The organism is Georgenia daeguensis, from assembly GCF_039537705.1.
GTDB classification, from domain to species: domain Bacteria; phylum Actinomycetota; class Actinomycetes; order Actinomycetales; family Actinomycetaceae; genus Georgenia; species Georgenia daeguensis.
Map to the genome: position 1 here is coordinate 14029 of NZ_BAABBA010000027.1, position 21695 is coordinate 35723.

At 73.5% G+C, this 21695-nt stretch carries 17 protein-coding genes; 6 read left to right on the plus strand and 11 right to left on the minus strand.

The window, feature by feature from the left end; genetic code table 11:
- Nucleotides 1–179: 179 nt before the first annotated feature.
- From ABD774_RS18795 to aceA, 4 genes are all read right to left on the minus strand, one after another.
- Nucleotides 180–878 (minus strand): response regulator, encoded by a 699-nt coding sequence (locus ABD774_RS18795; RefSeq protein ID WP_345044671.1) that lies wholly within the window; start codon nucleotides 876–878, stop codon nucleotides 180–182.
- Nucleotides 879–919: 41 nt separating this feature from the next.
- Nucleotides 920–2308, minus strand: coding sequence for a sensor histidine kinase (locus ABD774_RS18800; protein WP_345044673.1), 1389 nt, complete (start codon nucleotides 2306–2308; stop codon nucleotides 920–922).
- A gap of 404 nt (nucleotides 2309–2712) precedes the next feature.
- Nucleotides 2713–4473: a malate synthase A gene (aceB, locus tag ABD774_RS18805; protein WP_345044676.1), complete on the minus strand. Its 1761-nt coding sequence runs from the start codon at nucleotides 4471–4473 to the stop codon at nucleotides 2713–2715.
- A gap of 28 nt (nucleotides 4474–4501) precedes the next feature.
- A complete protein-coding gene (aceA, locus tag ABD774_RS18810) occupies nucleotides 4502–5821 on the minus strand; it encodes an isocitrate lyase (protein WP_345044678.1) in 1320 nt (439 codons plus the stop codon).
- Between the two features lie 119 nt (nucleotides 5822–5940).
- On the opposite strand from aceA, the gene ABD774_RS18815 reads away from it, so the two are divergent.
- Nucleotides 5941–7383, plus strand: coding sequence for a helix-turn-helix domain-containing protein (locus ABD774_RS18815; RefSeq protein WP_345044681.1), 1443 nt, complete (start codon nucleotides 5941–5943; stop codon nucleotides 7381–7383).
- 64 nt (nucleotides 7384–7447) lie between these two features.
- On the opposite strand, the gene ABD774_RS18820 is transcribed toward ABD774_RS18815, so the two are convergent.
- From ABD774_RS18820 to ABD774_RS18835, 4 genes are all read right to left on the minus strand, one after another.
- Nucleotides 7448–8917, minus strand: a complete 1470-nt coding sequence (locus ABD774_RS18820) for a hypothetical protein (RefSeq protein WP_345044684.1) — start codon at nucleotides 8915–8917, stop codon at nucleotides 7448–7450.
- Between the two features lie 175 nt (nucleotides 8918–9092).
- Nucleotides 9093–11786: a multicopper oxidase domain-containing protein gene (locus ABD774_RS18825; RefSeq protein WP_486327344.1), complete on the minus strand. Its 2694-nt coding sequence runs from the start codon at nucleotides 11784–11786 to the stop codon at nucleotides 9093–9095.
- 80 nt (nucleotides 11787–11866) lie between these two features.
- Entirely contained in the window at nucleotides 11867–13117 is a 1251-nt protein-coding gene (locus tag ABD774_RS18830; RefSeq protein WP_345044690.1) for a hypothetical protein, read from the minus strand.
- A gap of 4 nt (nucleotides 13118–13121) precedes the next feature.
- A complete protein-coding gene (locus ABD774_RS18835; protein ID WP_345044692.1) occupies nucleotides 13122–13898 on the minus strand; it encodes a helix-turn-helix transcriptional regulator in 777 nt (258 codons plus the stop codon).
- Nucleotides 13899–14409: 511 nt separating this feature from the next.
- On the opposite strand from ABD774_RS18835, the gene ABD774_RS18840 reads away from it, so the two are divergent.
- The 4 genes from ABD774_RS18840 (at nucleotide 14410) to ABD774_RS18855 (ending at nucleotide 18942) form a co-directional block, all read left to right on the plus strand.
- Complete coding sequence (locus tag ABD774_RS18840) at nucleotides 14410–15696, plus strand: quaternary amine ABC transporter ATP-binding protein (protein ID WP_345044695.1); 1287 nt, start codon at nucleotides 14410–14412, stop codon at nucleotides 15694–15696.
- Nucleotides 15693–16565 carry an ABC transporter permease gene (locus tag ABD774_RS18845; RefSeq protein ID WP_345044698.1) on the plus strand — a complete coding sequence of 291 codons (873 nt, stop codon included), beginning with the start codon at nucleotides 15693–15695 and terminating at the stop codon, nucleotides 16563–16565. The genes ABD774_RS18840 and ABD774_RS18845 overlap by 4 nt, the downstream gene beginning before the upstream one ends.
- A 124-nt stretch (nucleotides 16566–16689) precedes the next feature.
- Entirely contained in the window at nucleotides 16690–17601 is a 912-nt protein-coding gene (locus ABD774_RS18850) for a glycine betaine ABC transporter substrate-binding protein (RefSeq protein WP_345044700.1), read from the plus strand.
- 345 nt (nucleotides 17602–17946) lie between these two features.
- Entirely contained in the window at nucleotides 17947–18942 is a 996-nt protein-coding gene (locus ABD774_RS18855) for a type IV toxin-antitoxin system AbiEi family antitoxin domain-containing protein (RefSeq protein ID WP_345044703.1), read from the plus strand.
- Nucleotides 18943–19184: 242 nt separating this feature from the next.
- Here the strand turns inward: ABD774_RS18855 and ABD774_RS18860 are convergent, their stop codons facing one another.
- The 3 genes from ABD774_RS18860 to ABD774_RS18870 all read right to left on the minus strand — a co-directional run bounded on the left by ABD774_RS18860 (nucleotide 19185) and on the right by ABD774_RS18870 (nucleotide 20967).
- Nucleotides 19185–20180: a cation diffusion facilitator family transporter gene (locus tag ABD774_RS18860; protein WP_345044705.1), complete on the minus strand. Its 996-nt coding sequence runs from the start codon at nucleotides 20178–20180 to the stop codon at nucleotides 19185–19187.
- 65 nt (nucleotides 20181–20245) lie between these two features.
- Nucleotides 20246–20473 carry a Trm112 family protein gene (locus ABD774_RS18865; protein WP_345044707.1) on the minus strand — a complete coding sequence of 76 codons (228 nt, stop codon included), beginning with the start codon at nucleotides 20471–20473 and terminating at the stop codon, nucleotides 20246–20248.
- A gap of 80 nt (nucleotides 20474–20553) precedes the next feature.
- Nucleotides 20554–20967, minus strand: coding sequence for a DUF3499 domain-containing protein (locus tag ABD774_RS18870; RefSeq protein WP_248258509.1), 414 nt, complete (start codon nucleotides 20965–20967; stop codon nucleotides 20554–20556).
- Nucleotides 20968–21059: 92 nt separating this feature from the next.
- On the opposite strand from ABD774_RS18870, the gene ABD774_RS18875 reads away from it, so the two are divergent.
- Nucleotides 21060–21521: a metallopeptidase family protein gene (locus ABD774_RS18875; RefSeq protein WP_345044711.1), complete on the plus strand. Its 462-nt coding sequence runs from the start codon at nucleotides 21060–21062 to the stop codon at nucleotides 21519–21521.
- The last annotated feature ends 174 nt before the right edge of the window (nucleotides 21522–21695 follow it).

The window sequence follows — 21695 nt, forward strand, 5'->3', positions numbered from 1 at the left end:
AGCCGAGCGCCGTGTCGCGCCAGGGGGTGGCGTCGCGCAGGGGACGGCATCGTGCCAGGGGGCTGCGTCGCACCAGGGGGCTGCGTCGCGCCAGGGGGTGGCGTCGCGCCAGGGAGTGGCGTCGCGCCAGGGAGCGGCGGCGCACCAGGGGGTCGCGCCAGGGGTCGGCGTCGCCGGCGTCAGCTCGCGCCGACCAGCCCGATCCGGTGCGCGAGGACGACGGCCCGGACGCGGTCGCGCGAGTCGGTCTTGGTGAGGATGTGGGAGACGTGGGTCTTCACCGTGGACTCGCCGAGGAAGAGCCGCTCGGCGATCTCGGCGTTGGACAGGCCCTCCGCCATGAGGCCGAGCACCTCCCGCTCGCGCGCCGTCAGGCTCGCGACGGCCCGGGCCGTGGCGGGATCTGCGGGGCGGGCGGGCTGCCCGGCCGGCACGGCGGCCGGCCCTCGCCCCTCGCTCACCAGGCGCGCGATGACCTTCACCGTGACCTCGGGCGCCAGCAGCGCGTGCCCCTCGGCGACGGCGCGGATGGCGTCAACGAGGTCGTCGGGGTCGGCGTTCTTCAGGAGGAAGCCGCTCGCGCCGGCGGCGAGCGCGTCGAACAGGTAGTCCTCGCGGTCGAAGGTGGTCAGGATGATGACCTTGGCGAGGTCCTCGCCGACCACGCGCTGGGTGGCGGCGATGCCGTCCATGACGGGCATCTGGACGTCCATGAGAACCACGTCCACGTCCGTGGCCGCGAGCGCGGCGAGCGCCTCGGCTCCGTTGGCCACCTGCCCCACCACCTCGATGTCGTCCTCGACGGAGAGCACCATGGCGAAGCCGGAGCGCACGAGCGCCTGGTCGTCGGCGATCAGAACGCGCACGGGGGTGGTCATGTCTCTCCTCCTGGTGGTGGTGCGGGGCGATGCGGCGGCGGTCACGGGACGAGGGCGCCGTCGCGCACCCGGAGACCGAAGCGGGCGCGCACCCGCCACCCGTTCCCGGTGCGGCGCGGGCCGATCTCGGCGTCGCCGCCGTGCAGGGCGACCCGTTCGCGGATGCCGCGGAGGCCGAAGCCCGAGCCCTCGGTGGCGCCTCGGGGGCGGCCGTCGTCGGTCACCTCGACCTCGACCCAGCGGGGCGCGGGCCCCGCGTCATCGGCGCCGTCACGGTCGGTCCCCGTGCGCAGCGTGACGAGCGCCTTCGTGGCGGTGGAGTGCCGGGCGACGTTGGCGAGGGACTCCTGGACGGTGCGGTAGATCGACAGGCCGAGCGGCGGCGGCACGTCCGCCAGGTCACCGGGATGCTCCTCGACGAGGCGCAGCTCCACGGTCAGGCCCGCCTCCGCGCGACCGTCGACCAGCTCACGGAGGTCGGCGAGGTCGGGCTCGGGGGCGCGCTCGGCGCCGGAGGGCGCCAGGTCGGTCTCCGAGCGGAGCACCCCGAGCAGGGAGCGCATCTCGGCCACCGCGTCCCGGCTCGAGCCCTCGATGGTGCGCAGCGCGTCGGTGGCGGCGTCGGGGTTCTTCCCCAGGACGCGGCGGGCGGCGCCGGCCTGGATGCCGATGACCGCCACGTGGTGGGCGACGACGTCGTGCAGCTCGCGTGCGATGCGCAGCCGCTCGTCGACCACCGCGCGGCGGGCCAGCTCGCCGGACTGCTCGCGGATCTGCGCCGCCTGCTCGGCCAGGCGCTGGCGCTGCAGCGCGGCCCGCCAGGAGCTGCGGCCGACTGCGAGCGCACCGCCGAAGTAGGCGAGATTGACGACCGAGGCGTACAGCACCGCAGCGGTAAGTCGCCCGAGCGGCCCCTGCGGCTCCTCGTAGTTGGCGAACATGCCGTCGACCATCGAGGTCATCGTGAAGCTGATGACGAGCCAGAGCACCATGGCGAGCAGCACCAGGGCGACGACGATCCAGAGCAGCCGCCGGTCCCGCGCCCACGCCACCGCGGCGTAGAGGGCCGCGAAGTAGGCCGCCTGGAAGCTCAGTTGCATGCTGGCCTCGGTGCTGAAGTAGGACAGCGCGACGAACAGGCCGCTCGAGCCGAGCGCCACGGCCAGCGGGAACCGGCGGCGCAGCGCCAGCGGCAGGATCATCAGCGACACCGCGGCGTACGCGCGCCAGGTCTCCTCCTCGGCCACGCGCATGCCCATGTTCTTGCTGAGCAGGACCATGGCGAGGGCGACGAGCAGGAAGACCGCGGTGCCCGCGACGTCGCGGCGCACCTGGTCGGCCCGCGGCCCGGGCCGCTCCCACAACGGGTCCGCCGGGTCGTTCAGCCAGGCGTTGAGCCGCCCCGCGGTGTCGGTGCGCTCGGGGGCCATGGTCCTCGAGTCTACGGAGATTTCACGCCGACGACGTCCGTCCGGGGACGGAGTACCGCGGGATGACGACGGCGCCCGCCACCCCTCCGGCCGCCCGGGCCTTCCGCCGGGCTCCTGTCCCGACCCGGTGGCCTGTCACTCCCCGCCGGCCGGCGCCGTGCTCCACCGGCTCACGGGTACGGGGTGGCACGGTTGCCCGAGAGCCCGACGCCGAGAATGCCCTAACTGCCCGTTCGGCGTGCTGAACGAGCAGTTAGGGCATTGTCGGCCCGGGGGTCGACGGCGGGTGCGGCGACGGCGGGTGCGGCGACGGCGGGTGCGGCGACGGCGGGTGCGGCGACGGGTGCGGCGACGGCGGGTGCGGAGGCGCGGGCGAGGGGCGAGGGGCGAACCTCGGCGGCGGTCTACTCCACGCGGTTGGCGTAGGCAGGGACCGTGAGGAACGTGGGGAACTCCTCCCCCAGCGCGACCTCGGTGAACAGGTCGGTCGCCTCGGCGATCCTGGCGCGCCGCGCGGTGTCGTCGCCGGCCTCCCCGAGCAGGGCCGCCGTCTCCTCCTCCAGGACCTGCCGGACGAGCGCGTGGGTGACGGTGCGCCCGTCGTCGAGCGGGGTGGCGTTGTGGATCCACTGCCACACCTGGGAGCGGGAGATCTCCGCCGTCGCCGCGTCCTCCATCAGCCCGAAGATGGCGACGGCGCCGCGCCCGCCCAGCCACGCCTCGAGGTAGCGCAGGGCCACCGCGACGTTGGTCCGCACGCCCCGCTCGGTGACGGCGCCCGGGGTGGCGGCGACGTCGAGCAGCTGGCGGGCGGTGACGTGGACGTCCTCGCGGGTGCGCCAGATCTGGTGCGGGCAGGCGCCGAGGACGCCGTCGAAGACCTCGCGGACGTAGCCCACCATGCCCGGGTGGGCCACCCAGGAGCCGTCGAAGCCGGCGTCGGCCTCGCGCTGCTTGTCGGCGCGGACCTTGGCCTCGACCTCGGCGTTGCGCTCGGGGTCCTTGGACGGGATGAACGCGGACATGCCGCCGATCGCGTGCGCGCCGCGCTTGTGGCACGTGCGCACCAGCAGCTCGGTGTAGGCCCGCATGAACGGCGCGGCCATGGTCACGTCCGCCCGGTCGGGCAGGACGTAGGCCGGGCCGGAGTCGCGGAACTTCTTGATGACGGAGAACAGGTAGTCCCAGCGGCCGGCGTTCAGCCCCGCCGAGTACTCGCGCAGCTCGTAGAGGATCTCCTCCATCTCGAACGCCGCCATGATCGTCTCGATCAGCACGGTGGCACGGACGGTCCCGTGCTCGACGCCCAGGGCCTCCTCGGCATAGGCGAACACGTCGTGCCACAGCCGGGCCTCGAGGTGGTTCTCGAGCTTGGGGAGGTAGAAGTAGGGCCCGGCGCCGCGCGCGATCAGCTCGGCGGCGTTGTGGAAGAAGTACAGGCCGAAGTCGACGAGCGCGCCGACCATGGGTTCGCCGTCGACGTGCAGGTGCTTCTCGAGCAGGTGCCAGCCACGGGGCCGGACGACGATGGTGGCGAGGTCCTCGCCGAGCTCGTAGCGCTTCCCCTCGGGAGTGGTGTGGTCGATCGTGCGGCGGATCGCGTCGCGCAGGTTGACCTGGCCCTCGATCACGTTGGCGAGGTGCGGGGTGTTGGCGTCCTCGAGGTCGGCCAGCCACACCTTCGCCCCGGAGTTGAGGGCGTTGACCGTCATCTTCCGGTCGGTGGGGCCGGTGATCTCCACCCGCCGGTCGAGCAGTCCGGGCGCGGGCGGGGCGACCTGCCAGGAGCGGTCGTCGCGGATGTGCTTGGTCTCGGGCAGGAAGTCGGGCAGGTGGCCGTTGGCCAGCCGTCGGCGGCGCGCGTGCCGCTCGCTGAGGAGCTCGGCGCGGCGGCCGGCGAAGCGGTGGTGCAGCTCGGTGAGGAACGCGAGGGCCTCGGGGGTGAGGATCTCCCGGGCGCCGGCGACGTCCGGCCCGGTGATCCGGACCGAGGAGCCCGACGGCGACGTCGCCGGCACGGACCCGGCCACCACCGCCGCCGCGGCCGGCGTGGCGGCGCTGGGCGCGCTGGCTGCGCTGGGCGAGACCACCCGCAGGGGCGTGGCGCCGGCACGCCGGGGGGCGGCGACGACGAGCGGGCGGGGGTGCGGGGCGGTGGTGGTCATGATGGTGGTCCTTTCCGGGCGCTCTTGCCTAGTGGAACTGCTGTTCCTCGGTGGACCCGCGCAGCGCGAGGGTCTCCGAGTCCGGGTTGATGGCGGTGGCGATCAGGTCGAAGTACCCGGCGCCGACCTCGCGCTGGTGCTTCGTGGCCGTGTAGCCGTGCGCCTCGGCGGCGAACTCCTTCTCCTGGAGCTCGACGTAGGACGTCATCCCGTTCTGCGCGTAGCCGCGGGCCAGCTCGTACATGCCGTAGTTGAGCTGGTGGAATCCGGCCAGGGTGATGAACTGGAACTTGTAGCCCAGCTCGCCGAGGTCCCGCTGGAAGGTGGCGATCTGCTCGTCGGTGAGGTTGGCCTTCCAGTTGAAGGACGGCGAGCAGTTGTAGGCGAGCATCTTGCCCGGGAACTTCGCGTGGACCGCCTCGGCCACCTGGCGCGCCAGCTCGATGTCCGGGGTGCCGGTCTCGACCCAGATCAGGTCCGCGTACGGGGCGTAGGCCAGGGCGCGGGCGATGACGGGCTCCGGGCCCGGGGTGGTGCGGAAGAAGCCCTCCGGGGTGCGCTCGCCGGTGAGGAACGGCGCGTCCACCGGGTCGACGTCGGAGGTGATGAGGTTCGCTGCGAGGGAGTCGGTGCGGGCGACGATGATCGTCGGCACGTCCATGACGTCGGCCGCGAGACGGGCGGCGTTGAGGGTGCGCACGTGCTGACCGGTGGGGACGAGCACCTTCCCGCCCAGGTGCCCGCACTTCTTCTCCGCAGCCAGCTGGTCCTCGTAGTGGATGCCGGCGGCGCCGGCGGCGATCATCGCCCGGGCGAGCTCGTAGGCGTTGAGCTGGCCCCCGAAGCCTGCCTCGGCGTCGGCGACGATCGGCGCGAACCAGTCGAAGCCGGGGTCCTTGCCCTCGGAGTAGGTGATCTGGTCCGCGCGGCGCAGGGCGTTGTTGATGCGCCGCACGACCGTCGGCACCGAGTTGACCGGGTAGAGCGACTGGTCGGGGTACGTCTCGCCCGAGGTGTTGCCGTCGCCGGCCACCTGCCAGCCGGAGAGGTAGATCGCCTTGAGCCCGGCCCGCACCATCTGCACGGCCTGGTTGCCCGTGATGGCACCGAGCGCGTGGACGTAGTCGGTGGAGGTCAGCAGGTGCCAGAGGCGCTCGGCGCCGCGTCGGGCGATCGTCTGCTCCTCGCGGATCGAGCCCCGCAGCCGGGCGACGTCCTCGGCGCTGTAGGTCCGGCTGACGCCGGCCCAGCGGGGGTTCGTGGCCCACTCGCGCTCCAGCTCGGCGGCCTCGGCCCGGATCCGCTCCTCGGGGCTGGTGCTGGTGGTCGGCTCAAGCGTCGTGGTCATGGTGTCTCCTCAGAGGTGAAGAACTGGCGTGACACCACTCTGATGGGGTGACCCAGTTCACAACCACTGCTAATCTGGGTGAAGTTCTTCCGATCTTCACCCCTGGAGAAGAAATGACGATGACCGAGCCCGCGGTCGAACTGGCCACCCTCGGCCGCCGCATCCGGCACGCCCGGCAGCGGGCCGGACTCACGCTCGCCGAGCTGGCCGCCCGGGTGGACCGCGCGCCGTCGTTGCTCTCCTCCATCGAGAACGGGCGCCGCGAACCGCGCCTGGCCCTGCTCAGCGCCGTCGCCCGCGAGCTCGGCGTGACGGTGGCCGACCTGATGAAGGCCGAGGCGCCGTCGCACCGGGCGGCGCTGGAGATCGCGCTCGAGCAGGCGCAGGCCCGCCCGCAGTACGCGGCGCTCGGTCTGCCCACGGTTCGCCCGGGCGCGAAGCTGCCCACCGAGGTCCTGGAGTCCCTGGTCGGGCTGCACGAGGAGCTCACCCGCCGGGCGACCATCCAGGCGGCGACGCCGGAGGAGGCCCGCCGGGCCAACGCCGCGCTGCGCGAGGACATGCGCGCACGGAACAACTACTTCCCCGAGATCGAGCAGGCCGCCTCACGCATCTCGGCGGCCGTCGGCCACACCGCGGGGCCGCTGACCGAGCGCGGAGTCGGCGCGGTCACCGCCCACCTCGGCTTCACCCTGCACCGGGTGCCGGACCTGCCGCGCTCCACCCGGTCGATCTCGGACCTGCGCAACCGCCGCATCTACCTGCCGGTGACCGACCGCGGCGGGCATGACCCGCGCACCATCGTCCTGCAGACGCTCGGCCACTTCGCGCTCGGCCACTCCGACCCCACCAGCTACGCCGACTTCCTGCGACAGCGGGTCGAGGCGAACTACTTCGCCGCCGCGCTGCTCATGCCGGAGAGGCCGGCCGTCGACTTCCTCACCGAGGCCAAGGCGGCCAGGTCTCTGGCCATCGACGACCTGCGCGACACCTTCGCCGTCTCATACGAGACGGCGGCCCACCGCTTCACCAACCTCGCCACCGAGCACCTCGACCTGCCGGTGCACTTCATGCGCGTGGGCGAGGACGGCGTCATCTACAAGGCCTACGAGAACGACGACGTCACCTTCCCCACCGACGTCACCGGCGCCATCGAGGGCCAGCTCGTGTGCCGCAACTGGGCCTCGCGCCGGGTGTTCACCAACCCCGACCGGTACGCCACCCACTACCAGTACACGGACATGGGGCGCGGGACGTACTGGTGCACCACCCACGTCGAGCGCACCGCCGACGGCGACTTCGCCATCGACGTCGGCGTCCCCTTCGCGCACGTGAAGTGGTTCCAGGGACGCGAGACGGCGGTGCGGGCGCGCTCGTCGTGCCCCGACCCCTCGTGCTGCCGCCGCCCGCCGGCGGACCTGGCGGCGCGGTGGTCATCCCACGCGTGGCCGAGCGCCCGGGCGCACTCGCACCTGCTGGCGGCGATCCCGCCCGGCACGTTCCCCGGCGTCGACGACACCGAGGTCTACCAGTTCCTCGACCGCCACGGCGTCGAGTCCTAGCTCGGACGCCACAGACCCGGCCCGCCGTGCGTCGCGGCGGGCCGGGTCTGCCTCGCCCCCGGGGTCAGCAGGTGCCGACGATCCCCCGGTTCACGCCGTCGGCGCCGGACTGAGCGATGTCGAAGAGGCAGGCGGCCGAGGTGCCGGCCAGCTTCGGACCGGCCATGCCCGGGCTGGAGGTGTAGCCCCACGAGTTGACTGACATGATCGGCCCGGTGCCGCCGCTCATCGGCTGGACCCACGGGCCGCCGGACGCGCCGCCGGAGAGGCCGCAGCTCGGCAGCCACCAGTTGTCGGTGCCCTCGGTGGTCATGTCCTCGGCGCAGTACATGAAGTTCGGGTCGTCGCTGTAGGAGTAGCCCAGGGCGTGGGTGACGTCCGAGGCGTCGGCGAGGTCGAAGGCCGGCTGGCTGAAGTCGACCGGCAGGGTGCCGACGGCGGCCTCGAGGGAGTCGCTGGACGCCGCAGCGCCGGTGTGGGCGCCGGCGCCCGGGACGACGTAGTAGGCGTAGTCCCACGGGATGTTGTCGGGGAACGTCCGGGTGGTCCAGTCGTCGTCGACCACGCCGTGGACGGGAGCCCAGCAGCCGTACGGGTCGTTGGTGCAGTCCACGTCCGTCGGGGAGCCGCCCCCGGCCTGGTCCGGGATGAAGAGGACGTTGCGGGCGAATGTCTTGTTGACGTCGTCGTAGACGCAGTGCGCCGCGGTGATGATGACGGACTCCCCCGTGGCGGAGTCGGTGGCCACGGTGCCGGAGCAGACGTAGCCGTCCCAGCTCGTGCCCGATCGGTTCGCGGGCATCTCGAAGTAGATGCGCCCGGCGGCCGACTGCACGTCGCCGCCCTGGGTCCACTCCTCGTTGACCACGGCTCCGGTGCCCGGCTGCGGCGCGGCCGAGGCGTCCACCGTGAAGGGCAGGGTCGGGGAGGTCGTGACGTTGCCCCCCTTCGAGCCGTCCGTGGCGACCACGCGCCAGGCCCACGCGCCGTCGGTGAAGCCGGAGAGCCCGACGCTCCAGGTGTCACCGGTGCCGCGGGTGGCGGAGAACGTGCCGGTGGTGCCGTTCGGGTAGACGATCACGAACTTCACGGAGCGCAGCCCGGAGGGATCAGTGACGACGGCGGTGAAGGTCTTCTCGGCGCCGATCGTGGTGCCGGCGGCGGGATCCATGGCGGAGACGGACGGACCGGCGCTGTCGGCGACCGGCTTGGCCCGCGGCGCCGGGGCGCTGGTGGCCCCCGCGCTCTCCGTCGCGCGCACCTCCGTGCGGCCGCCCACGGTGGCGGCGACGGTGTGGCCGTGCGGCTCGAGTTTCCCGGCGGAGTCGCGCCGGTAGGCCAGGCCCCGGTCGTCGAGGACGAGGTCGCGCGGCTCGGCAGCGGCGACCCGGTCCGGCGTCCAGTGGCGGGCGACGGCGGCGGCGCGCGGGTCGGGGGCGTCCTCGGAGGCGCCCTGGGCGGCGGCCGCCGCGGCGGACAGGCCCCCGACGGCGATCGCGAGGGACAGGGAGAATCGGACGAATCGTCTGCTCATTGCCGGGACGCTAGTGGCCGCGACACCCCGCGCGGGGTGCCAGTGCCCGGTCAGTTGCGGCCATGGCAGCACGCTGCCGCAGGCTGCCGATCTGGTCGCTCCTGACGACCAGATCGGCAACCTCGTCGCAGAGGTGGACGGCGGCGCCTGCGTTGCGCCGGCAACCGACCGACTCTCAGTCCGTGACGGCGAAGAACCCGTGGGCGCCGCGCTCGGCGTCGACCATCGCGTGGGAGACGAACGGGTAGTTCCCCGCCTCCGGGAACGTCAGCTCGACGAACCCGCCCTGCGCCGCGGTCAGCGGGAGCACCTGGGCCCCGCCGACCGGGTCGCCGCCCGCGCCGTCCGGGCCGCCGAGCCGGTACGCGCCCTCGCTGTACACGGTGCCGAACTGCCCGCCGACCACGTGGAAGGAGCTCCCGCGGGAGGGACCGGCGTCGAGGACCCACACGCGCACCTTCTCCCCGACGCGGGCCGGCAGTCGGTCGTGGTCGTACTGGTTGGCGTAGCCGTTGAACACCACGAGGTCGGGGTCCTCGGCTGCGATCTTGTCGGCGTCGGCCGGGCCGTCCACGGCGCCGAGGTACACCTCGGACTGGACGAGCACGTACTCGCGGTCCACGGGCGGGAGGTTCGGCGGGTCGATGATCACCGCCCCGAACATGCCGTTGGCGATGTGCATGGACATGGGCATCGTCGAGCAGTGGTACATCCAGATGCCGCTGTGCGTCGCGGTGAACCGGTAGGTCACCGACTCCCCCGGCGCGATGGTGCGCATGGGGCGATCCGGGGCCAGTGCACCGGCGTGGAAGTCGATGGAGTGGCCGATGGTGCCGTCGTTGACGAGGGTGATCTCGAAGACGTCACCGACCTTGCCACGCAGCGTGGGTCCGGGCGCCGAGCCGTCGAAGGTCCAGCGCTCCTGGGGCACGCCGGGCGCCACCTCGGCGGTCACCTCCGAGACGGTGAGGGTCACCTCGTGAACGGTGGCGTCCGGGGCGGGCGGCAGCGCCGCGTCGTGCGCCTCGAAGTCCTCGCCAGGGTCCGCCATGAGGTCGAGCAGGCCGGCGGCGCCCGCGCCCGTGTCGGCACCGGTGGACCCGTGAGCGTCGTGAGCGGCGGCGCCCCCGTCCGGGCCGCTGCCCGACCCGCCGTCGCCCGACCCGCCGTCGCCCGACCCGCCGTCGCCCGACCCACCGCCCGAGTCGTCGCCGGCCACCGCGCCGACCGCCACGATGTCGAGCGTCATACCCATCTGCCGATGGCCGGCCACGGAGCACCAGCCCTCGACGTCGCGCCCGATGACGCCGGCCTCGAGGGTGCGGGTCTCTCCCACGCTGAGCCGCCCGGTGGTCGCACCGGTCTCGAGCACGAGGTCGTGGACGTCGTCGCCGGTGTTGGTCAGCTCGATGACCAGCTCGTCGCCGGCCGGGACCTCGATGACCGACGGCGTGAACCGCATGCCCTCGACCGAGACCTGCACGGTGGTGGTCCCGCCGGTGGCGGCGACCTCTCCCGCCGCCGAGCCGGCACCCAGCCCCGCGGCGGCCGGGTCGCCGGCGACGCCGAGGACCACGGCGATCGCGACCGCGCCCACGCCCCACGTCCCGCCCAGACGACGGCGCACGGGGGGCGGCCCGGTCGGGATCCCCGTGGCGAGCAGGTCGCCGCGGCGCGCCAGACGCCGCCGGGCCAGCAGGGCGCGGGCGAGCAGCACGAGGAAGGCGGCCATCGCCGCGAGCCCGAGCATCGACGTCGTCACCCGTACCAGCGACGGCACCGGGACGATGAAGAGGACCAGGCACAGGTTGACCGTGACCACCCGGGCCACCGCGCCGCGGTCCATCTCCTCGTTGACGGCGCGCACCACGGACGGCCCGCCGCCGAGCATGACCGGCGCGAGATAGCTCAGCGCCCCGAGAAGCACCTGCCCGGCGAACCCGGCGGCGAACGGGGCGGCGAGAAGGCCGAGCCGCTCGACGGCGCCCGGCCAGGTCGGCGCGGCCAGCACCACGATCCCCAGCGCGGCGACGCCGAGGGCGGCCCAGGCCACCGCGCACGCGGCGGACAGCGTGGCGAAGGACCGGGGCGGCTTGGCGCGGGCGATGGTCACCATGGGGCGGGCGAGCAGGACCATGCCGACGAGGTACGTGAGGGTCCCGGCGGCCACGAGGGGCGCGAGACCGGAGAGCGCGCCTGCGGCGACCGCGAGCACCCCCGCGACGAGCACCCACAGGGCCCGGCCGGCGGCGAGCGGCGCGCCGGGGACCATCTTGGTCCGCAGCATCGTCGGCCACAGGACCACGAGAGTGCCGAGGACGGTCAGGCCGACGAACCCGAGCAACATCGTGCCCACGTGCCCGACGTAGAGCCGGGCCTGGGCGTCCGCGTCGGCGGAGGCGCGGGCCAGGAGCACGCCGAGGCCGGCGCCGAGGGCGAGGAAGACCACCGCGGCGACGTAGAAGAGCGACAGCTTGCCGAAGCGCGCCATGAGCGCCCCGCGCCGCTGGCGCAGGATGACCCCGCCGTGCACCAGCCCCACCAGGGCGACGAGGCTGCCGCCGGCGGCGGTGAGCGTGTCGTGGGCAGTGAGGATCCCCGCGACGACGAGGACGGCGCCGAGGTTGTGCGCGGCCAGGCGGGCCACCATGAACGGCTGCCCGCCGGGCGCGGGCCGGCCGAGGAGGGTGTCGGCGAAGTGGCTGGACCAGATGAGGATCGCCGAGGTCACCGCGCCCAGGAGCACGAGGTGCACCAGCAGCCAGCCGTGCTCGGGCACCCAGCGGTGGAGGACCGCGAGCGCGAACGCCGCCAGGAACCACGCGACGACGACGGCGTTGGCGCGCACGTGCCAGGTACGCCGGTCCAGCCCGGACCTGCCCGGCGCCCCCGGTCGGCCCGGCGCAGCGGGACCGGCGGGACGCGTGGACGGAGGGCCGACGGGGATGGTCACGGGCGCGCTCCTGACGGTGAGGTGCGGGCCGCACGGGGCGCAGTCAGCACCGACCAGGCGGCGACGGCCACGAAGGCCAGCACCGCGACGATGTTGCCCACCCCGCCGACCTGCACGACGCCCTCGACGTCGCGGGCGTCACCGACGGCGAGGCGCAGCACGAGCGAGGCGTGCAGCAGCGCGGCCGGGGCGTACATGACGGGGCGGTAGGGCAGCGGGCGGCGCAGCACGGCGGGGAAGATCACCGGGGCGTGGGCCACGATCATGGAGATGACGAACCCGAGCATGACGGCGTGCAGCACGGCGTCGTAGCCGCGGCCGGAGGTCACCGCGCCGCCGAGCGCCCAGACCGCGCCGCCCACGGCGAGCCACGCGTACCCGGCGAGCAGGCAGGCGGCGATGAAGCGCGGCAGGCCGGTGCCGCGGACGGTCCGGCGGGCCACGTCCCTGGCCGCGAGCCAGCCGGCGACGGCGAGCAGGCTCAGCCCCGTGAGGGTGAACCCGGCGTCCGGGGCGAGGAGGGAGACCACGGCGGAGCCCAGCATCGCGATCGCGATGCCCAGCGCCGCGCGCGAGGCCGCGGGCGAGAGCAGCTCCGTGCGAGCCAGCTCGAGCCGCTCGCCGAAGATCGTCAGCACCAGGTAGGCCACGAGCCACGGCGTCAGGGCGGGCACGGGCACGCCGCCTGCCCAGAGGATCGCCGCGCCGAGCGCGGCGACGGCGCCGAGCACCTGGATCGTCACCGCGGCGGCGACCTGCCGGGCGAGGAGCTGGCGGTAGACGAGCAGGGCGAGCACCTGGGCGAGCACGAGCAGCGCCTGGCCCACGGCGAGCGGCAGCGGGGAGACGACGGCGAGCGCGGCGACGCCGGACAGGGCGGGCGAGACGTAGCCCCACTGCAGCCCCAGGGCCACGGCGCGCTCCAGGGAGATGACCGTACCGACGAAGCCGAGCACCATGAGCGGGCCGTGCACGTCGGGCAGGCGCTCGAGGCTCAGGAGGGGCCCGAGCACCTGGGGCAGACCGAGCAGCCCCAGCGCGGCGTCGAGACCGAGCAGCAGGGCGACGGCGCCGGGCACGAGGAAGGTCAGCCGGAACGCCGTGCGTGTGCGCAGCGGCCGCACGCCCGGAGTGCCGGCGGGGCCGCTGCGGCCGGCGCGCCCGGGCGCGTCGGGCGTGCGTGCGGCGGCCACGCGAGCCGGCGAGGCAGGCGGCCCGGGGCGCGGTCCCGCCGTCGGGGTGCTCACGAGCTCACGCCTCGTACGGGCCGGCGGGGGCCGGCGCGTTCTCGACCGGCCCGACGACGAGGCCCTCCTCGCCGGTCCGTGCGCTCGCGCGCACGTGCAGCAGGCACGCACCGGGCTCGGTGAAGGCCTCGAGGCTCACCCGGCCGGGGTCGATCCCGCCCGTGGCCGCCAGGATCTCGCGCGCCATCCCCAGGTGCGCGCTGCACACGACCTCGGGCCGCTCCTTAGCCAGCTCGAGGACCGGGCAGCGCGGCAGGCGCAGGGTGTGGTCCGCGCCCTCGCGCGTGGTCTCGGGGGCGAAGCCGGTGCGCTCGAGCATGCGGCGCAGGTAGGCCACCGCCGTGCCGATCCCCCGCAACTCGGGCGGCCGCTCCGCCCCGGCCCGCTCGAGGATCGCCCGGCCCCAGTGGCGGCCGGCCTCCCGGGAGTGCTGGCGCAGCACCGGGCCGTCCGGCAGCACCTGGGTCAGGTAGCCGACGATCACCTGGGCGAGCACCGCGTACTCCGGGCTCGTGAACGAGGCCTCCGGAGCGTAGGTGTACACCGAGGCGGGGCGGCCCCGGCCCGCCGGGGCGAGCTGGTCCCGCTGCGCCAGCCCGGCGTGGGCGAGCGCCTCGAGATGCTCGCGGACCGTGTTGGGGTGCTGGTCCAGGGTCTGCGCGACCTGGGCGACCGTCATCGGCTCCTGCTCCTCGACGAGCAGGTCCAGCACGGCGCGGCGCGGGGTCGACAGGTGGGCGCGGGCGTCGGCGCGGGAGGGACGCGGACCGAGTTTTAACACACCTCATACCGTACTAATTGCGCGAGGGTGGAACCAGGACCATGGTCACTGGACCGGACTCCGGCCTTCAGGCACGACCTCGCGCATCGGCGGGGAGACGAACATCGAGGTCCGGATCTCTCGTGCCGAGCCGGGCCGGTCCACCACGGCACCACCTCGCCGACAGTGAGCCATCTCTCGATCGAGCAACGAGAAGGTCAACAATTGTCACAAGCGGGTAACGATATTTTTCGGACTTCGAAGGGAGGTTTCGCCCGGCACCGCGCGAGAAAGTCGGGTTGGCGGGCGGGTTCCCGCGCCGCGGCCGGCGGTGGCCACGCGCTGCGGATCGGTGACATGGTGGCGTGTCCGCACTTACGCCCAGGGGCCGGACCCGCGCCGGAGCAGGTGATTCTCGCGTGCCGCACGGTCCGCCCCGGGCCGCCTCCCCCGAGGCGGCCGGACGCGACGCAACGGGGCGCGCGAGCGCCGAGCGGCGCGCCCGCGTGTCCACGACGACCACGAGGTGAATGTGAGCGCCATCAGCGCCCAGCACGTGCACAAGGTATTCGGCCGCCGGCCGCACGAGGCGGTCAGGCGGCTGCAGGACGGCCAGAGCCGCGACGACGTCAAACCCCTCGGCACCGCCGCCGTCATCGACGCCTCCTTCGAGGTGAGCAGGGGCGAGACGTTCGTCGTCATGGGCCTGTCCGGCTCCGGCAAGTCCACCCTCATCCGCATGCTCAACGGTCTGCTGCCGCCCACCGCCGGCCGCATCACGATCGACGGCTCGGACATCTCCGACGTCACCGCCGCCCAGCTGCGCGAGATCCGGCGCACGAAGGTCTCGATGGTCTTCCAGCACTTCGCGCTGCTCCCCCACCGATCCGTGCTCGACAACGCGGCGTACCCGCTGGAGATCCAGGGCGTCGCCCGTGAGGAGCGCCGCGCCCGCGCCGCCGAGGCGCTCGGGATGACCGGGCTGGCGGGCTGGGAGGACCACCTGCCGTCCCAGCTCTCCGGCGGCATGCGCCAGCGCGTCGGCCTGGCTCGCGCCCTGGCGGCGGACACCGACATCCTGCTGATGGACGAGGCGTTCTCCGCCCTGGACCCGTTGATCCGCCGCGAGATGCAGGACCAGCTCGTCGAGCTTCAGGCCACGCTCGGCAAGACGATCGTCTTCATCACCCACGACCTCAACGAGGCCATGTACCTGGGCGACCGCATCGCCGTCATGCGCGACGGGCGCATCGTGCAGATCGGCACCGCGGAGAAGATTCTCTCCCGGCCCGCGGACGACTACGTGGCACGGTTCGTCGCCGACGTCGACCGCTCGCGCGTCCTGACCGCCGGCTCGTTCATGACCCGTCCGGTGGTCACGGTCCCGCGCAGCGCAGGCCCCGCCGTCGCCCTCCACGAGCTGCGGGAGGCGCAGGTCTCCGCCGCCTACGTCGTCGACAGACGGCGGATCCTCCACGGCTCCGTCTACGACGACGAGCTCCTTGCCGCCCAGCGCCGCGGCGCCGAGACGCTCGACGGGCTCGTCCATCCCGACCACTCCGCCGTCGGCCCCGACGCCCCGCTGGCGGAGATGTTCGCCCCGGCCGCCGAGGCGCGCCTACCGCTGGCCGTGGTCGACGACGACGGCAAGCTCCTCGGCGTGGTCCCCCGCGTCGCGCTGCTCGAGGCCATGGTCCCCGCCAGCGCGGACAGCGCCGCGTCGCCCACCAGCGCCGAGGCCGCGACGAGGCCCGAGGAGCCCGTAACCGAGGGAGCCGCCGTCGGCGGACCGGCCGCGGCGGAAGGGGGCGCGCGATGACCGAGCAGTTCTTCCGCATCCCCCTCGGCGACTGGACCGACACCTTCGTCGACTGGCTCACCGACAGCTTCGACGCCTTCTTCGACGGCGTGGGGACGGCCCTGAGCAGCATCTTCGACGGGCTGGAGCTGGTGCTGGCCGAGCCACCGTTCTGGGTCATCGCACTGGTGCTCACCGCCGTCGCGTTCCTGGCGAAGGGCTGGCGCCTCACGCTGGGCTCGCTCGTCGGCTTCCTCGTCATCTCGGGAGTCGACCAGTGGGGCGCGGCGATGTCGACCCTCGCGCTCGTGATCGTCGCGAGCGTCTTCGCCATCGGCGTCGGCATCCCGCTCGGAATCTGGGCGGCCCGCCACCACCGGGTCTCCACCGCGCTCCGGCCGGTGCTGGACTTCATGCAGACGATGCCGGCCTTCGTCTACCTCCTGCCGGCCGTGATCCTGTTCCGCGTGGGCGTCGTCCCCGGCATCGTGGCCACGATCATCTTCTCGATGGCGCCCGGGGTGCGCTTCACCGAGCTCGGCATCCGGCAGGTGGACAAGGAGGTCGTCGAGGCCGGCCACGCCTTCGGCGCCACCCCCGGGCGCATCCTCCGCCAGGTCCAGCTTCCGCTGGCGCTGCCGACCATCATGGCCGGCGTCAACCAGGTGATCATGCTGGCCCTGTCCATGGTCGTCATCGCCGGCATGGTGGGCGCCCCGGGACTCGGGCAGCCCGTGGTCCAGTCCCTGCAGAGCGTCAACATCGGCCTGGGCGTCGAGGCGGGGCTGGCGGTGGTCATCCTCGCCATGTACCTCGACCGCGTGACGGCGGCGCTCGGTGACCGCTCGCCCGTCGCCCGTGCCCTGAAGCTGCGCGCGGCCGACGCCTGAGGGGCACCTGAGAGCCCGCGACCACGGGCCCCTGCCCGCAGGGGTGCGCCGTCGCCTACCTCCAACGAACCTGCCACACCGGCTAACAACCAGAGCGCGAGCGCGCTCACGGAAGGAAAACGGAATGCAGAACATGAAGCGTCGCGGGGCACTCCTCGCGACCACCTCGGCACTCGCCCTCACGCTCGCGGCGTGCAGCTCGGGCGAGGCGGACGAGGCCGGCGGCACAGCCTCCGGACCGGATGGGGCGGAGCCGATCACCATCGGCGTCCACTCGGGTTGGGAGGAGGGCATCGCCGTCTCCTACCTCTGGGAGCACATCCTCACCGAGGCCGGGTACGAGGTGGAGCTCGAGACCGCCGACGCGGGCGTCGTCTTCACGGGCCTCGCGCAGGGCGACTACGACGTCAACTTCGACACGTGGCTGCCGCTGACGCACGCGTCCTACCTCGAGCAGTACGGCGACGACCTCGAGGAGCTGGGCATGTGGCTCGAGGAGGCCCCGCTGACCATCGCGGTCAACGAGGACGCCCCCATCGACTCCCTCGACGAGCTGGCGGAGAACGCCGACCTGTTCGGCAACCGGATCGTCGGCATCGAGTCCGGCGCGGGGCTGACGAAGCAGGTCCAGGACGAGGTCATCCCGACCTACGGGCTCGAGGACATGGAGTTCGCGATCTCCTCCACGCCGGCGATGCTGGCCGAGCTCGAGGCCGCCACCGACGCCGGCGAGAACATCGCCGTCACCCTGTGGGAGCCGCACTGGGCCTACGACGCCTACCCGATCAAGAACCTCGAGGACCCCGAGGGGGCGCTGGGCGAGCCGGACGACATCTTCACCTACGGGACCAAGGGCTTCTCCGAGGAGTACCCCGAGGTCGCCGAGATGATCGGCAGCTTCACCATGGAGGCCGATCAGCTGCACTCGCTCGAGAACCTCATGTTCAACAAGAACGGCGGCGAGGACCCGGCAGCCTCGGTCGACGCGTGGCTCGAGGAGAACCCGGACGTGCTCAGCGAGCTCGGCGTCGCCTGACCGCAGCGGGCGGTCCGCACAGCGCGACGACGTCCGGCGGGCACTGAGCCCGGCAGCGCGTCGCCCGTCCGGTGGCCCGCAGTCCTCCGACTGCGGGCCACCGGTGTACGCCGGGGTCGGGCAGCAGACGACCGCCCCCACCACGCCCCGCTCCTGGCGCGCGTAACTCCGTCAGGCTGAGCCTCACGGAGTCACGCCGGTACTGCGGCACGTGGCCCACCGAGGCACACCGGAGTCCTCGAGCAACTCCTCCGTCGTCGTCCACATGGCGCCCGATGACCTTCTCCTCCACCTCAGCGTCGAACGGACGCGGTGCGGTGGGAATCGACCGGGCACGGTCATCCCGTGCGAGCCCGTGTAGACCTCAGCCGTGTCGATCGCCTGACGCGCCAGCAGGACTCAGTCATCACCCGAGCTCAGCTGCTTGCGTGCGGCGCCACCGCCGACTGGATCTCCCGGCAGGTCACCGGGCGACGCTGGCAACGTCTCCATCCGGGGATCTACCTCGTGCACACCGGCCAGCCGACGTGGCTCAGTCGAGCCCGAGCTGCGCTGCTGTACGCCGGCCGCGGCGCGGTGCTGAGCCACGACAGCGCCGCCTACCGCCACGGCCTGACCGACAGGCGGCCGCCCATCGTCGAGGTCCTCGTGCCTCACGGACGCAAGGTGCGCCGACGTCCAGGCGTCAGGATCAGGTCCCGCCGCTCGATGCCCGACGCGTGGGGTCGGCTGCCCGCGGTGGGGCCGATCGACACGATCCTGGATCTCGTCGACCGGCCCCGGACGGCAGTTGACGAGGTCGTCGCGCTGCTGTGTCGCGCCGCGAGGAAGAACCTCGACGGCGAGGCAATTCTCCGAGCGGCGCAGGGTCGGTGCAGGCTTCGACACCGTGCGCTCCTCGTGGAGATGCTCGGCCGCGTGGCCGATGGTGTTGAGTCACCGCTCGAGCTGAGGTACGACCGCGTGGAACGGTCGCACGGGCTGCCGCCTTCGCGCCTGCAGGCGCGCGAGGTGCTGGACGGCCTCCGCCTCCGCGCCGACCGGCGCTACGCGGGCTACCAGGTGCGGGTCGAGCTGGACGGTCAGCTCGCGCATCCCTTCGGTCGGACGGACAAGGACGTCTGGCGCGACAACGTCGTCGGGATCGTCGCTCGGGAGCTCACACTGCGCTACCGGTGGAACCATCTCGCTGTCACGCCGTGCCATGTCGCGCGGCAGGTTGCGCTCGCGCTGCGGACCCGCGGGTGGACCGGCGTCCCCCGACCGTGCAGACCTGGCTGCCCCGTTGTCGAGGTCGTGAACCTTCCCGTCCGTGGCGGAGATCCGTCCGGCCGACCCTGACAGATCTCCGCCGCAACTCGGCTCCGGCGCCACCGGCCCCCTCCTCAGCGCGCAGAAATCGCGAGCCGGCCGCTCGGTGACGTCCGGGCGGCCCGCCTGCCACCCCAGTGAGCGGGCGGCCAGGTCACCGGGGGAAGCTCGGCCTGTCACTCAGTGAGCGGGCGGCCAGGTCACCGGGGGAAGCTCGGCCTGTCACTCAGTGAGCGGGCGGCCAGGTCACCGGGGGAAGCTCGGCCTGTCACTCAGTGAGCGGGCGGCCCGGTGACGTCGGGGGCCGCCCCGCCGGGCGCGCCAGCGGCACCGGCGCCCGCCGTGCCCGGCCTGTGCCGGCTCTCGTACAGGTCCGGCTCGAGGTAGATCTGGGTCCTGAGCGGCACGGCGTCGCGGATGCGCCCCTCCGCGGCGTCGATGGCGTCGGCGACCTGGCCGGCGCTCGCACCGCCGGGCACGGCGATCTTGGCGGCCACCAGCACCTCGTCCGGGCCGAGGTGCATGGTCCGCATGTGGATGACGCGCTCCACGCCGCTCCCGACGATCGCGCGCTCGATCGCATCGTGATGCTCCGGCATGGCCGACTCGCCGATGAGCATCGACGTCATCTCCCGGGCGAGGAAGACGGCGATGACCACGAGGAGCACGCCGATGGCCGCGGAGCCGACGGCGTCCCAGCGCCCGTCACCCGTGGCGAGGGTCATCCCGACGCCGAACAGGCCGAAGACCAGGCCGAGGAGCGCGCCGGTGTCCTCCAGCACGATCGTCGGGATCTCGGGCGACCGCGACGCCTTGATGTACTGGTAGAGCGACATCTTGCCCCGGGCGTGCTCCGCCTCCTTCAGCGCGGTGCGCAGGGCGAAGCCCTCCATAGCCATCGCGACCAGCAGCACCGCGACGGGCACCCACTTCCAGGAGTCGATCGGGTGCGGGTCGCTGAACTTGTGCCACGCCTCGTAGAGCGCGAAGAGACCACCGAGGGTGAACAGGACGATCGAGACGACGAAGGCCGCGACGTAGCGCACCCGGCCGTACCCGAACTGGTGGACCTCGGAGGCCTTGCGCTGCGCCCGCTTCCCGGCGATCAGGAGCAGGAACTGGTTCGAGGAGTCCGCCACCGAGTGGACGGACTCGGCCAGCATGGAGCTCGACCCCGTCAGCAGGTAGCCGACGAACTTCGCGATCGCGATCCCGATGTTCGCGGCCAGCGCCGTCACGACGGCCTTGGTACCCCCACCCGATGCCATACCACACCCCTCTCCAGGGCCGGCGTCGTCCGGCCCGGGGAAAGGCTAGGCCATCGAGCGGACCCTCACGCGTCGAGGCGGCGGGCCTCCGACTCGAGAAGGATCGGAACGCCGTCGCGCACCGGGTAGGCGAGCTTGTTGACCTCGCTCGTGGAGACCAGCTCGGGCTGCCCGTCCGGGCCGGTGCCGTCCACGAGGTCGGCGCCGGTGACGGGGCAGCGCAGCACGTGCCGCACCCACGGGTCGATGCCCAGGATCTGGGTGGATCGCGGCGCGCGGGGGGTCTGGCTCATCGTGCTCTCCTCGGTCGGTCTGCCCGCCACACTACCCGCGGCCGACGTCGGAGCCGGGGCCGGGACAGGCGTCGCGCCGCTCAGTCGGCGTCGCCCTGGAGCACCCGCAGGTGCCCACGGCGCGTGATCTCGCCGTCGGCGGCGGGGTCGGGGAGCCGGTGCGTCACCGGCGCGGGAACCGCGGAGCCCGGCCGCTGCGCCGGCACGCTGGTGTGCGGCGTGGACCGGGAGGCCTCCCGCACGGCGTTGGCAAGGGCGACGAGGTCGTCGTCGGACGGCGCCGCGGGCACGAACTCGGTGGCCAGGCGAACGACGTCCCAGCCGCGCGGCACGGTGAGGCGCTTCGCGTGCACGTCGCACAGGTCGTACGCGTGCGGCTCGGCGCTGGAGGACAGCGGGCCGAGGACCGCCGTGGAGTCCGCGTACACGTACGTGAGCGTGGCGACGGCTGCGCGGTCGCAGGCTGACCTGGTGCACTGGCGGACGGCTCTCACGTCGTGGGACGTTACCCCCTCCCGCCCGCACGGCCCGGCTTCCACGCCGCAGGCGCACCCACCCGCTCTGTGCGCCCCGTTACCCTCGAGGTGTGAACGAGCCCCAGCTGCCGGTCCCGGCGCTCCCCGGCCGGAGGGGCGCCCGGCGCCGCGACCGCCGCGGTCGCGGACTGCGCGGGCCGCTCGTCCCGCCGACCCTGCCGGCCTGGCGCACCCGCGCCGACAAGTTCGACGACACGGTGCTGCGCTGTGTCCGGCGGCTCGAGAAGCGCTGGCCCAAGGAGCTCAGCGGCGTGGAGTTCGCCGTCGAGGAGGTCCCGCCCTCCGACCCGGCCCCGTGGGAGCACCGGACCGTGGCGCTGGGCCGCTACTTCCCCGCCGACCCGCCCGCCGGCCTGACCCACCGCGTCGTGGTGTACCGGCGGCCCGTGCTCGCCCGCGCCGAGGACGCGGAGGAGACAGAGATGCTCGTGCGCATCGTGCTCGTCGAGCAGGTGGCCGGGATGCTCGGGCGCGCGCCGGAGGACATCGACCCGGAGTACCCGGGCGACTGACCGCGGACCCCGCCCTCGACACCTGCGCGCCGCTCTCCGCGGCACGCGTGCGCCGGGTCCCTGCCCGGCTCCGGCCCGCTCTGCCCGCGCATCGGCCGGCGTCGTTCGCGGCCTCCGGCCGCCACCACCGCTGCCCGCGCATCGGCCGGCGTCGCTCGGGCCTTCGGCCGCCAC